The sequence below is a fragment of the Flagellimonas alvinocaridis genome, assembly GCF_965248585.1.
Classification (GTDB): domain Bacteria; phylum Bacteroidota; class Bacteroidia; order Flavobacteriales; family Flavobacteriaceae; genus Flagellimonas; species Flagellimonas alvinocaridis.
This window is the reverse complement of record NZ_OZ252111.1, coordinates 3620938-3633792: the sequence shown is the minus strand read 5'-3', so window position 1 is coordinate 3633792 and position 12855 is coordinate 3620938. Positions and strand designations below refer to the sequence as shown.

The following is a 12855-nucleotide window of genomic DNA, read 5'->3' as shown; positions in this document are numbered from 1 at the left end:
TGACATTTTAGAGATATACATCATTAAATTTTTTTAGGTGGTAGCACTAAAAATACCATGCATGTTCGTGACAGCTTTATTTTCAATTTCCGAAAACCAACAACAGGTTTCTTCTTTTTGAGCCATAATAACAACTCAACCACACGATGTATAACTAAGTTTTAGGATTAAAGGGTAAAATAAATATCTGTTTTAAGTTTATTTGATTGACTTTCACCACTGAAAACAGCATCCATGTACTCGCTATGGGTTTTCGAATCTATAAAAAGGAGACTTGACTGGTAGCTTAGTTCTGAAATATCCATTTCTGGATACATGGTCATTAGCTCTTCAGGCAGAGCACCAATAGCAACAGAAGATGCTGATGATGAATACACGTACCAATAGGTAGGTCTTTGGGCCTGATCAGAAGCCCAACTATTCACTTTCCTATTATAAGCTATATCTGTTGAAAACTTAAAATCCTGAATGTCTGGATTATCTATCGTAAAACTAGGTCGTTCAGGAACTATTAATTCATTTGGGAGTTCTGTTCCAAGATAATAATGAGTGTAGCTGTAGTCCTCCAAGATAGCGTTTAAATAAAATGAGTAGGCTTCAAACTTATTTCCAAAATAGCCTACATTAAAATCATGATAAATGCCATTACCAGAAACCAGTCCATTTATTTTATAAAAATCATACCCTGGACTTGCAATTGAGGTTGGTGTTTGCGTGTAACCTCTTAGAGAAAAATATATTTTGGATGTAAGAGGTGAAACCATATTCATGTGTGAATCAAATTCAGAGAAAGAGTCGTATTCTAGATTATAAACATCACCATTTTGCACATCTGTCAGTAAATAATAACTAGTTTCTCCAGAACCACTCATTAAAGTGATATAGTAGTCATTTTCAACAAATAATTCAGCATTTTTTTTATAAAGCCAATCCCCTGTAAAAGAATCTGTAGTAATGGAAAATGCACCATTTCCCTCTCCATTTCCTTCACTGTTGGAAATAACTCGCATGGATGGGGGAACAAAATCGCCGGCAATAGTAATATCAAAATTACCTGTGACCTCCGGTTCCACATATGTATAGGGCTCAGAATTTAGATTCCCAACAATCCACTTGGAGCCTTTGTTAACCTCAGTATAGGTGGTAAGATTAAAAGCAGCATTGCCGGTCAAAGTAAAAACAAAAAAATGGGTGACTGTAAATTTATCAGGCACCTTGTCACTATCCATTTCAAAAATTAAATTATCATTTTCCTCGAATGGTTTGTAGTCCAGTAATACCCCTTCTTCATCGTGAACTAATAGCCAGTTATCCGAATCTTCAGTGTTCAAATTTTTACCTATAAAGGCTTCAAAATAGACCTCCTTATCTACTACTGGTTCTGGTGCGGGTGTTTCAGGTGGATTTTGGGTTTCATTTTCTTCTAAATCCGGAGATTGCACGTTGGCTTCATCCTTTGAGCAACTAAAAAAGAGAGTGCATAGCGCAAACAGCACTCCTAGTTGGGCTATTTTCATGGAGAGGAGGTTATTGTTTAACAAAAATTAAATAGGGTTATGTAAATATTTTGGGATTTCAGCATATTTCCCACTCTGTTCGCAAGATATTTTGATATTGTTGAGGAAAAATACAACAAAAGAAGGAACTGAAAGCACTAAAAATTATGAAAATAGCCGCGTCGCTAAATAGCACCTGGACTTCAGGGAAATAAGATGGTTGTACTAAGGCCTTTTGCTTATCTGTTGTCTTAGGGTTAGGTCGTCTGAATTTCTGTCACAACAATATCTGGGCCTGCATAAAAAGCATATTACGTATTGAGATGGTGACCTAATTGATATGGTATGTGAATAAGGAATATTGGCAGGTTCTGTCTTTGGATAGATAAGATGGCTTCAAGATTATCTGGTTGAATCTTGGTACCTTTAGTTTTATGAAAACATACATCATCGGGGCAGGTTCTGTGGGAAAAACATTGGCCGTTTGTCTCCATCATCAGGGAAAGGAAGTGGAGTTGATTCGAGGTCGTGAGGGTCAGGGCAAACCTCATCAGCAAAAGATCACCTTGCAGTTTAAGGATGGGTCCAGTATAGAGGCGAATATCAGCATCAGCACCTTGGATAACCACAAGGCATTGGAGGGATTGGTGGTCCTCACGAACAAGTCGTTTGGGAACGAGGCACTTGCCGAAAAGCTGGAAAGCATAGCCAAAAAATCACCCTTAGTTTTGCTGCAAAATGGACTGGGCGTGGAACAACCTTTTTTGGAAAAAGGTTTTGGTGAACTGTATCGCTGTGTTCTTTTTATGACCAGTCAGCACAGTGCTCCCAATACTGTTAGCTACAAACCTGTTGCGGAATCACCCATTGGGATTATCAAACAAAAAACTTCGAGCTTGGAAACGGTGGTCGGCCTATTGGATACGCCCAATTTCAGGTTTGTGGCGGAAAGGAATATCCAGCGCACTATCTGGAAAAAAGCCATTGCCAACAGCGTCTTTAATTCCATTTGCCCCTTGTTGGAAGTGGACAATGGTATCTTCCACAGGAACAAGGAGGTATTGGCCATTGCGCAACGGGTGATCACGGAATGCGTGACCATTGCCAACAAAAAAGGGGTAGATCTGGGCACTTCGGAACTGGAAGATCAAGTATTGACCATAAGCCGAATGTCCGACGGCCAGTTTATCTCCACCTTGCAGGATATCAATAACAAAAGGGAAACGGAAATTGACACCCTGAACTTTGAAATTTATCGAATGGCCCAGGCCATGAACCTATCCGATCGGGTAAATGAAACCCGATTGTTGGGCGAGCTGGTAAAGCTAAAGTCTGAACTGCACCGATAGGGCTATTCTTATTCTTTTTTTGCAGATTTTTTGACACCCCGTTAATCACTCTACGGGATTGGGGTACTCTAACTTAGCTTTTCGTGTATTTTTTATAAGATACCAAGTTACAACTCCTGGCACGACCAATGCCTGCCAAAGAAAAAATAATAATTGTTCCCATCCTCCTAAATCCACACCTTCACCACCCGGAACGAATAATGAATTGCCCAATGGGCCAGCGGAAAAAACAACGATACTGACCACGATCCATCCAAAATGTAATCCTAATGGAGCATACAAGGATTTCGTTTTTGCAAAGGCATAAGCAAACATCCAACCTCCTGCTCCGGTCAATAGAAAAACATAGGCCATTGGAATGAGACCGCTACCAAACATTTGATAACTGAACCAATGGTATATTCCAAATGCCGATGCACTGATGATGCATGCCCAATTAATCCCTAATATTTTGATTAGGAGGTATAACAACGCACCTCGAAAAATAAGTTCTTCAAATAAGGCGGCTTTAAACGCCCACCATATACCATTTATACTCTCCCAAATGCCATAATCTGTATTTCTTATGTAGCTAATATCTTTAAAATAGGACTGTCCCAGTAGATTAATAGCGCAAAACAACGCCATGAAAATCAAACCAATAAAAAAACCTTTCAAGCGTGTATTGGTTGGGAGTATTCCTAGAACAGTGATGTGTTCTTTTGAAATTAACCAAAGAATTAACCATGAGAGAGCAAAAACAACTACAATACCTAACAAACTGAGCTAAAAAAGAATAAGATGCTCCAATATACTCTTAATTATTTTAATGTATACCAGAGCTGTCACGTGTAAAATTTATACTGAACATGAGTTTCAATTTCTCTATTCAACATTTGGGCTTGTAACCGAATCTGACTGTAGTATGATTCCGCAAAAATCATAGACTCAAATCAAATATTGGATTCTGAAAACAAGGGTAAATACAACACCATTTCATTTTCCCCTTCCCAACCCACGTAACTTTTTACTCACCTCACAAAACCTGTTCTTCTTTTTACGGTTTTCTATAAACCTCGTCAATTACTTTCTGGGATTGATGAACCCATAGGGGCCATTCATCAATTTGGGTTAATTGCTTATGCCTAGAATGTTGAAATTCACAGCGTTATTCCAGAACTGTCCCAAGTTTTGGCATCAATTAAGTTTAACCTACTTCATGCCTTGGAGGCGTGTACAATTAAAAAAGAATGACAGATTTTATAAAACTGGCAGTACTGTTCTGTTTGTTTTGCCCGAATCTGTTTGCACAACGCATACAGCCAGATTCCCTAGAACAAAACATCGATTCCGAGTTCAATTACAAAAAACTGATTATCCCTACTGCTTTAATAAGCTATGGGTTTATAGGTCTTGAAAGTGAAGGCATCAAACGCTTTAATATGCAAATGAGAAGTGAGATGAACGCCATCCGGAAGCGGGGCACTTATATAGATGATTATACCCAGTACGTTCCCGTGGTATCTGTGTATGCATTGAATGCTATAGGAGTTAAGGGAAAAAGTAATTTTAAGGACAGGACCATCGCCTTGGGCACCGCATATGTGATTATGGGGGCTACGGTGCAGGGTCTTAAGAGACTTACGGCAATCCAAAGACCGGATGGAACGGCCTATAATGCCTTCCCTTCGGGGCATACGGCTACGGCATTTATGGCTGCGGAATTTTTGAACCAAGAATTTAAGGAAGTATCCATTTGGTATGGAATATCTGGATATGTAGTGGCGGCGAGTACCGGCTTTTTACGGATGTACAACAACCGTCATTGGTTTACCGATGTGGTTACGGGGGCGGGCATTGGGATTTTAAGCACAAAGCTAGCCTACAAAATTGCTCCTTTTGTGAAGAAAATGGTGTTCGGGGATAAGGACTTTTTTAGAGGCATTAAAATAGACTTCCATGGAGGGGAAACATTTGGAGTGGTGCTATCGGCATCGTTCTAATAAATAGTAATCACCCGGTTTTTTTCTGAAATAAATTGGAGGCCACAAAGACCACTAAGGCGGGGAGCACCCACCCCAATTGATAATGGGTTAGGGGCAACCACTCAGGGGATAGATTCGTTGCCAAACCAAAACCTAGACTTCCTAAAAAATCGGGGATACTAAAAACTATGGTGGTTCCAACTACCCATCGGAATACCTTGGGCGAGGCAAGTTTTTCAGGTACCACATTCAGTACGATCAACACAATGGTAATGGGATAAATGAGCATAAGGGCTGGAAGAGCCACAGCAATGATATAGTCCACATTAAGTTGTCCCATGAGAACGCCCAACACACAACCTATGATCGCGGTGATACGGTAGGCTAAAGCAGAATCATTGAATTGGCCCCTAATAAAATCGGAAGTTCCCGTAACAATACCCACGGCGGTGGTGAAACAGGCAAGACTTACCAAAAGACTAAGGAATAAATGTGCAGTATTGCCCAAGGTCTGCAAACTGATACCGCTTAAAAGTGCAGTTCTTGAAATGGAAGGGTCAAAGGAGTCTCCAAACACAGCTCCGGTAAAAATAAGTCCGGCATAAACCAAGAACAACCCTAAACCTGCTAAAAATCCTGCTTTTCGGATGAGACTTTTTTTGGATTCAAAAGAGGCCTCCTTGTTTTTTAGATTGATGGAAATAATAATGACGGCCCCTACCACAACAGCCCCTATGGCATCAAAGGTTTGATAACCTTCCAAAATGCCAAGACTAAAAGGATGATCTAAACTATGGGCCGTAAAGTTAAAATCGAAAGAAAAAGTCGCAATAACGAAAATAAACAGCAATATGATTAAGATGCCTGGAGTGAGCAGTTTTCCCACTAAATCCAATACTTTGGAGCGATTGACTACAAAAATATAGACTAGGACAAAATACAGGACGCTGGTCATCCATGCTGGACTGTCCCATAAAGGTTGAATGGCCATTTCATGTGTAACGGAGGCCGTCCTGGGAGAAGGAAGGGCAATGGCAATGGCATAGACTATATAGCAGTATACCCAACTGAATACGGGAGAAACCTTTTTTGCAAAATCGAACATGGTGCCCTGCAAACGGGCATGGGCCAAAATACCCAATAGAGGGATGACCACTGCTGAAAGGCAAAACCCCAAGGTGACCAACCACCATAATTCGCCAGACTTAAATCCCAATTGAGGTGGTAAAATAAGATTGCCTGCACCAAAAAATAGGGAGAATAGAGCAAAGGAGGTAACTGTTAATGATTTTTTGTTCATAAAGTGTTGATAATATTTTCTTAAAGTGTTATATTTCGAAAGTGCAACTCAACGAAATAAGTTGACTTTTTGTCGATTAGAGTGTATTTCATCGAAAAAAATGATTTGCTGAAATATCCGTAAAATAAAAAGTTATTAACATTCGTTCAAAAAGAAAACCGTTCAACTAAAAACCAACGTATAACAAAAAATTACAGTTAACTAATTACGGCATTTTTTCGATTCCCCAAATCGCACATGCTCTCCAAACAACACCGACTATGAAGACTTCCTCTACCCAAAATGGCAACAAATTCTCTTCTTTCTTCTGCAACCTTTTTGGCCACCATTATGTGGTCTCCAAAAAAGTGACCCAACACATCAAGGAATACAAATGTATCCATTGCCAAAAACAGGTCACTACCGATGTAAGTGGCAAACTCTCTGCACTTACGCCCCAAATGCAGGAAATCAACAGCACATTGGAAGACATGTACAGAAAAAGAAAAAGTAGGGTGGTGCACCAAGTAGCATAGCCCTTTTTTCTTTTAGGGAAAGTATTGATTTATCCCGGAAACTTAAGTAAGTACCTACAGCTATCGGTTGCGTGCCCCAAGACCATGACGTGGATACCCTTGATTTTCGGGATTTTTTCTGTTAGCCACTAAAAGAGTTCCATCCTTGGGCCGTTAATGGAATTTTGGTTTTTGCCCGTGTAACTAAATGTGTTCCCTCTGCTTTCTCGGTCATATGTCCAATAACGGTAAAATTGGGATTGGCCTTGATTTTAGGATAGTCTTCTTGATCAATACTGAACAACAGCTCATAATCCTCACCACCGCCCAAAGCAATCATGGTGCTATCCATTTTAAATTCTTCGGCAGTGGAGATGACTGTTGGGTCCAATGGGATTTGATCTTCAAACAGATTACAACCAACTTCACCCTGCTTGCACAAGTGCAATATTTCTGAGGAAAGTCCATCGCTAATATCAATCATGGAAGTGGGTTTTACCTCCAATTTTTTTAACAGCTCCACAACGTCCTTTCTGGCTTCAGGTTTTAGTTGACGCTCTACAATGTAGGAGTAGGGTTCCAGGTCTGGTTGACTATTGGGGTTCACTTTGAACACTTCTTTTTCACGCTCCAACACTTGCAGCCCCAAGTAGGCTCCTCCCAAATCGCCACTTACCACCAATAGATCATTGGCTTTGCTTCCCTTTCTGTAAACAATGTCTTTTTCATCGGCCACACCCAAGGCAGTGACGCTGATGATCATACCCTTATTGGAAGAGGTCGTATCCCCGCCAACAAGGTCCACATGGTATATTTTACAGGCTGTGGCAACACCTTCATAGAACTCCTCAAGTGCTTCCAAAGGAAACCTGTTGGAAACCGCAATGGAAACAGTCACCTGGGTGGCCATGGCATTCATGGCATAGATATCGGACAGGTTTACAATGACCGATTTGTACCCCAAATGCTTCAAAGGCATATAGCTTAAATCAAAATGAACACCTTCCACCAACATATCGGTGGAAACCACGATTTTTTTATCGGCAAAATCCAGAACGGCAGCATCATCACCAATACCCATTAGGGATGAAGGCTGGTTCAGTTTGAAATTTTGGGTAAGGTGGTCAATAAGTCCAAACTCCCCCATTTCCTCCAAGGATGTTCGCTGCGGATTTTTATCTTCTATCATAAGGCAAAAGTAAACAGGATAATCCTAACTTAAAACAGAGAGCCTTCACTATAGAAAACCCCTATGGGAATATTCGTTATTATAATGTTAGGATGTATGGTAAAACCCTACAGATACAGTATATTTGTAGGCTATTTAGAACAAATCCAGTTAAGATGATCAAAGTTTCGGAAACAGCTAAGCAGAAAGTCGTGTCGCTCATGACCGAGGAAGGTTTTGATGCCAACACCGACTTTGTGCGTGTAGGCGTAAAAAGTGGAGGGTGCAGCGGTTTGTCCTATGAATTGAAATTTGACAAATCTGCATCAGATACCGATAAGCTTTTTGAGGATAATAATGTACGCATCATTGTGGACAAAAAGAGTTTTTTATACCTGGTAGGCACCACCTTGGAATATTCAGGAGGACTGAATGGGAAAGGCTTTGTCTTTAACAACCCCAATGCACAGCGCACCTGTGGTTGCGGAGAGAGCTTTTCTTTATAAATGAAATTGATGATTGGTCATTGCCAATTTACTTATTGACAGAACATGGCGTATACAGAGGAAGAATTAAAAAAGGAACTGGAAACCAAAGAATATGAGTATGGTTTCTACACGGATATAGAATCGGACACCCTGCCGAAAGGGTTGAACGAGGAAATCGTCATTGCCATTTCCAAAAAGAAGGAAGAACCCGATTGGATGACGGAATGGCGCTTGGAAGCGTTCAAGGCATGGAAGGAAATGGAAGAACCCGAATGGGCCAATGTCACCTATAAAAAACCCGATTTTCAAGACATTTCCTATTATTCCGCACCCAATAAAAAGCCCAAATACAACAGCTTGGATGAGGTAGATCCTGAGTTGCTGGATACCTTCAAGAAGTTGGGAATCTCGGTAGATGAGCAAAAGAAATTGGCCGGTGTTGCCGTGGATATTGTCATGGACTCCGTTTCTGTGGCCACGACTTTTAAAAAGACTTTGGCTGAAAAAGGAATCATCTTCTGTTCCATTTCCGAAGCCATTCAGGAACATCCTGAGTTGGTTAAGAAGTATATCGGAACAGTAGTTCCCAAAAAGGACAACTTCTACGCAGCTTTGAACTCAGCGGTCTTTTCCGATGGATCATTTTGTTACATTCCGAAAGGGGTGAGATGCCCCATGGAACTGTCCACTTACTTCCGTATCAACCAAGCGGGTACAGGACAATTTGAGCGCACTTTGGTCATTGCCGATGAGGGTAGTTATGTGAGTTATTTGGAAGGTTGTACCGCACCTTCGAGGGATGAGAATCAATTGCATGCGGCCGTGGTAGAGCTGATTGCAATGGATGATGCCGAAATAAAATATTCAACCGTTCAAAACTGGTTTCCTGGCGACAAGGAAGGCAAAGGAGGGGTTTTCAACTTTGTGACCAAGCGTGGGCTTTGCGAAAAGAACGCCAAAATTTCTTGGACGCAGGTGGAAACAGGATCGGCCGTGACTTGGAAGTACCCTTCCTGTGTGTTGAAGGGAGATAACTCCATCGGGGAATTCTACTCCATTGCCGTGACCAATAACTTTCAACAAGCAGATACCGGGACCAAGATGATCCACTTGGGCAAGAATACCAAGAGTACCATTATTTCCAAAGGAATTTCGGCCGGGCAGTCACAAAACAGCTATCGCGGATTGGTACAGGTGAACAGCCGGGCAGAAAATGCGCGGAATTTTTCACAGTGCGATTCCCTTTTGATGGGCAATCGATGTGGGGCACATACCTTCCCGTACATCGAGGCCAAGAACAAGACGGCACAAATAGAACACGAGGCCACGACAAGTAAAATTGGTGAGGACCAGATTTTCTATTGCAACCAACGGGGTATCGACACCGAAAAAGCCATTGCTTTGATTGTGAACGGATTTAGCAAAGAAGTGTTGAACAAACTACCCATGGAGTTTGCCGTGGAAGCCCAGAAATTGTTGGAAATTAGTTTGGAGGGATCAGTAGGATAATCAAACAACACAAATGAATATGAAAAAGCTACTTATACTACTATTGGTTGTTGGCGCATTTTCATGCAAGCAGGCCAAAAAGGAAGCTGCTGAAACCGAAGTAGGCATGACCGAGGCAGCAAAGCCAGAACTGAAGCTCTATGCTTTTAGTGGAGGTACCGTAAATGCCAATATGTTGGAGCTCTTTTCACAGGATACCACTTATACGGGCCAGTCCAAGGAATTTGCCGATGCTTTTTACGTTATCGTTCACCCCAAAGGCACTTTGATGTGGGATGCAGGCCTTCCCGAAAGCTTGGTAGGTCTTCCAGAGCCCTTTACATCACCGGATGGAGCATTTACTGTTTCCCGAAAGGATTCTGTGGCCAACCAATTGGCCAGCATCGACATGACTGTTGATGATATTGATTTTATTGCGTTGTCCCACACCCATTTTGACCATATTGGCCATGCCAATGTATTTGCAGGGTCCACTTGGTTGGTACAGGAAAAAGAATACGACTTTGTGACAAGCGAGGACAATCAAAAGAATAATCCAGACATCTATAATTCTATTAAAGAGCTTACCAACGTTAAGAACATCAATGGGGATTACGATGTGTTCGGGGATGGAAGTGTGGTAATGAAATTTATGCCGGGCCATACCCCTGGCCATCAAGTGTTGTACTTGGATATGGTAGAGCATGGACCGTTGATGCTTTCAGGTGACATGTACCATTTTTATGAGAACCGGGAATTCCGAAGAGTGCCCATTTTCAATTATGATGTGGCCCTCACCAAGAAAAGTATGGGAGAGTTTGAAGCTTTTGCTGAAGAAAATGGGGCAAAAGTGTATTTACAACACTCCAAGGAAGATTTTGAAAAACTGCCCCAGGCACCCAACTATTTACAATAATATTTGAAGAAGAACAGAATGCTAGAGATTAAGAATTTACACGCAAGCATAGAGGATAAAAAAATCCTGAAGGGGATCAACCTTGAGGTGAACGCGGGAGAGGTACATGCCATTATGGGACCCAACGGTTCAGGGAAGAGTACCTTGGCCTCCGTAATTGCCGGAAAGGAAGAATTTGACATTAAAAAAGGGACCATTTCCCTTGATGGCGAGGATTTGGAAGAACTGGCCCCCGAAGAAAGGGCACACAAAGGTATTTTCCTGTCGTTCCAATATCCTGTTGAAATTCCCGGGGTAACGGTGACCAACTTTATAAAAACGGCCATCAATGAGTCCAGAAAGGCTAGGGGACTGGAAGACATGCCGGCCAACCAGATGCTCAAGTTGATTCGCGAAAAATCGGAACTGCTCGAAATTGACCGCAAGTTTTTGTCCCGTTCCTTGAATGAAGGATTTTCCGGTGGTGAAAAGAAGCGAAACGAGATTTTCCAAATGGCCATGATGGAACCCAAGCTGGCCATTTTGGATGAGACCGATTCTGGATTGGATATCGATGCCCTTCGTATTGTGGCCAATGGGGTCAATAAATTGAGAGGTAAGGACAACGCGATCATCGTAATTACACACTATCAGCGTTTGTTGGACTACATTGTTCCAGACTTCGTCCATGTACTTCACGATGGTAAGATCGTAAAATCCGGCACCAAGGAATTGGCATTAGAGTTGGAAGAAAAAGGATACGACTGGATTAAGCAGGAGGCCACGGTATAGAATCACATTGTCATTCCTGCGAAGGCAGGAATCCATTACAAAAAACTGTGTTTATAAGATTCCCGTTTTCACGGGAATGACAACGAGAATGAATTATGGATTTAAAAGATAAATTACTTTCCTCTTTCTTGGCTTTTGAGAACAATGTGGATTTGGAGAACCCGGTCCATGAGATACGTTCAGAGGCCATAAAGAATTTTGAGGAAAAAGGATTTCCCTCCAAAAAAGAGGAAGCTTGGAAATATACCTCCCTGAATAGTCTTCAAAAAGTAGACTTCAGTATTTTTCCAAAGCAGGAAAACACTTTGGAGTACAAGGATATTAAAAAGTATTTCCTGCACGAGATAGACACCTATAAGATTGTTTTTGTGGACGGGGTCTATAGCTCATACCTTTCAGAGACTACCCATGATGGGGTGGATGTCTGCTTGATGAGTTCTGCATTCACCAAGCCCATGTTCAGGCAGGTGATAGATGTGTATTTTAACCAAGTGGCCTCCAAGGATGAGTCCCTGACCACCTTGAATACGGCTTTTTGTAAGGAAGGGGCCTATATCTACATTCCAAAGAACAAAATGCCCAAGAAGCCCATCCAAATATTGCATTTGGCAACGGGTAACGAGGCAGCTTTGATGTTACAACCCAGAAATTTGGTTGTTGTTGAGGAAAATGCAGAGGTACAGATTATTGAGCGACACCAAAGTTTAACGGAGAACGAAGTCTTTACCAATTCCGTAACCGAAATTTTTGCGGCCAAAGATGCCAATGTGGACTATTACAAAGTGCAGAATGATGCCAATACGGCCTCGTTGGTGGACAACACCTATATTTCCCAAAAGGACAATAGTGTAGTGCGGGTGCATACCTTTTCATTTGGAGGTAAATTGATTAGGAACAACCTGAACTTCTATCAGAATGGGGAACGAATAGACTCTACTTTGAAAGGAGTGACCATTTTGGGTGAAAAGCAGCATGTAGATCACCACACCTTGGTACACCATGCCCAACCCAACTGCGAGAGCCATCAGGATTACAAAGGAATTTTTGGGGAGAAATCCACAGGGGTTTTTAATGGAAAGATCATCGTGGACAAGATTGCCCAAAAAACTAATGCCTTTCAGCAGAACAATAATATTTTGATCAGCGACAAGGCCACCATCAACACCAAACCACAATTGGAGATTTTTGCTGATGATGTAAAGTGCTCCCACGGATGTACCATTGGCCAGTTGGATGATGAGGCATTGTTCTATCTGCGGTCCAGAGGAATCCCAAAAAAGGAAGCTACCGCTTTAATGATGTATGCTTTTGCCAACAACGTTTTGGAAAGTGTGCGTATTCCAGAGGTGAAGACCAGAATCAACAAGATCATTGCCAATAAGTTGGGTGTTCGTGTTGGATTTGAGCTGTAATCCTATAAC

General features: G+C 41.6%; 12 protein-coding genes. 8 read left to right on the top strand and 4 right to left on the bottom strand.

The features are described 5' to 3' along the window. Window positions 1-167 precede the first annotated feature (167 nt). A complete protein-coding gene (locus ACP14V_RS16320) occupies window positions 168-1517 on the bottom strand; it encodes a hypothetical protein (RefSeq protein WP_272609000.1) in 1350 nt (449 codons plus the stop codon). A 413-nt stretch (window positions 1518-1930) separates the two neighbouring features. Here ACP14V_RS16320 and ACP14V_RS16315 point away from each other — a divergent pair, with 413 nt between their 5' ends. Then, window positions 1931-2845 (top strand): ketopantoate reductase family protein, encoded by a 915-nt coding sequence (locus ACP14V_RS16315; protein ID WP_272608999.1) that lies wholly within the window; start codon window positions 1931-1933, stop codon window positions 2843-2845. Between the two features lie 45 nt (window positions 2846-2890). Here ACP14V_RS16315 and ACP14V_RS16310 read toward each other — a convergent pair whose 3' ends face one another. After that, entirely contained in the window at window positions 2891-3502 is a 612-nt protein-coding gene (locus ACP14V_RS16310; protein ID WP_272608998.1) for a CPBP family intramembrane glutamic endopeptidase, read from the bottom strand. A 572-nt stretch (window positions 3503-4074) separates the two neighbouring features. On the opposite strand from ACP14V_RS16310, the gene ACP14V_RS16305 reads away from it, so the two are divergent. Further along, window positions 4075-4827: a phosphatase PAP2 family protein gene (locus tag ACP14V_RS16305; protein WP_272608997.1), complete on the top strand. Its 753-nt coding sequence runs from the start codon at window positions 4075-4077 to the stop codon at window positions 4825-4827. A 10-nt stretch (window positions 4828-4837) separates the two neighbouring features. Here ACP14V_RS16305 and brnQ read toward each other — a convergent pair whose 3' ends face one another. Beyond that, the gene (brnQ, locus tag ACP14V_RS16300; protein ID WP_272608996.1) at window positions 4838-6109 is read right to left on the bottom strand and encodes a branched-chain amino acid transport system II carrier protein; all 1272 of its coding nucleotides are present in this window, start codon (window positions 6107-6109) and stop codon (window positions 4838-4840) included. A gap of 260 nt (window positions 6110-6369) precedes the next feature. Between brnQ and ACP14V_RS16295 the strand changes: the two genes are divergently transcribed. Further along, on the top strand, window positions 6370-6624 hold the full coding sequence (locus tag ACP14V_RS16295) for a hypothetical protein (RefSeq protein ID WP_136564941.1): 255 nt from the start codon (window positions 6370-6372) through the stop codon (window positions 6622-6624). Between the two features lie 121 nt (window positions 6625-6745). On the opposite strand, the gene thiL is transcribed toward ACP14V_RS16295, so the two are convergent. Beyond that, window positions 6746-7792, bottom strand: coding sequence for a thiamine-phosphate kinase (gene thiL / locus ACP14V_RS16290; protein WP_424987596.1), 1047 nt, complete (start codon window positions 7790-7792; stop codon window positions 6746-6748). Between the two features lie 155 nt (window positions 7793-7947). Here thiL and ACP14V_RS16285 point away from each other — a divergent pair, with 155 nt between their 5' ends. From ACP14V_RS16285 to sufD, 5 genes are all read left to right on the top strand, one after another. Then, window positions 7948-8277: a HesB/IscA family protein gene (locus ACP14V_RS16285; RefSeq protein WP_136564939.1), complete on the top strand. Its 330-nt coding sequence runs from the start codon at window positions 7948-7950 to the stop codon at window positions 8275-8277. 45 nt (window positions 8278-8322) lie between these two features. Continuing rightward, window positions 8323-9768 (top strand): Fe-S cluster assembly protein SufB, encoded by a 1446-nt coding sequence (gene sufB, locus ACP14V_RS16280; protein ID WP_129653989.1) that lies wholly within the window; start codon window positions 8323-8325, stop codon window positions 9766-9768. 19 nt (window positions 9769-9787) lie between these two features. Then, on the top strand, window positions 9788-10663 hold the full coding sequence (locus ACP14V_RS16275; RefSeq protein WP_272608994.1) for an N-acyl homoserine lactonase family protein: 876 nt from the start codon (window positions 9788-9790) through the stop codon (window positions 10661-10663). 18 nt (window positions 10664-10681) lie between these two features. Continuing rightward, the gene (gene sufC / locus ACP14V_RS16270; protein ID WP_116216773.1) at window positions 10682-11434 is read left to right on the top strand and encodes a Fe-S cluster assembly ATPase SufC; all 753 of its coding nucleotides are present in this window, start codon (window positions 10682-10684) and stop codon (window positions 11432-11434) included. 95 nt (window positions 11435-11529) lie between these two features. Next, entirely contained in the window at window positions 11530-12846 is a 1317-nt protein-coding gene (sufD, locus tag ACP14V_RS16265; protein ID WP_136564937.1) for a Fe-S cluster assembly protein SufD, read from the top strand. Window positions 12847-12855: the final 9 nt, after the last annotated feature.

Coding starts and splice junctions, on each gene's coding strand:
- ACP14V_RS16320 (WP_272609000.1), bottom strand. CDS start 1,517: ATGAAAATAGCCCAACTAGGAGTGCTGTTTGCGCTATGCACTCTCTTT.
- ACP14V_RS16315 (WP_272608999.1), top strand. CDS start 1,931: ATGAAAACATACATCATCGGGGCAGGTTCTGTGGGAAAAACATTGGCC.
- ACP14V_RS16305 (WP_272608997.1), top strand. CDS start 4,075: ATGACAGATTTTATAAAACTGGCAGTACTGTTCTGTTTGTTTTGCCCG.
- brnQ (WP_272608996.1), bottom strand. CDS start 6,109: ATGAACAAAAAATCATTAACAGTTACCTCCTTTGCTCTATTCTCCCTA.
- ACP14V_RS16295 (WP_136564941.1), top strand. CDS start 6,370: ATGAAGACTTCCTCTACCCAAAATGGCAACAAATTCTCTTCTTTCTTC.
- thiL (WP_424987596.1), bottom strand. CDS start 7,792: ATGATAGAAGATAAAAATCCGCAGCGAACATCCTTGGAGGAAATGGGG.
- ACP14V_RS16285 (WP_136564939.1), top strand. CDS start 7,948: ATGATCAAAGTTTCGGAAACAGCTAAGCAGAAAGTCGTGTCGCTCATG.
- sufB (WP_129653989.1), top strand. CDS start 8,323: ATGGCGTATACAGAGGAAGAATTAAAAAAGGAACTGGAAACCAAAGAA.
- ACP14V_RS16275 (WP_272608994.1), top strand. CDS start 9,788: ATGAAAAAGCTACTTATACTACTATTGGTTGTTGGCGCATTTTCATGC.
- sufC (WP_116216773.1), top strand. CDS start 10,682: ATGCTAGAGATTAAGAATTTACACGCAAGCATAGAGGATAAAAAAATC.
- sufD (WP_136564937.1), top strand. CDS start 11,530: ATGGATTTAAAAGATAAATTACTTTCCTCTTTCTTGGCTTTTGAGAAC.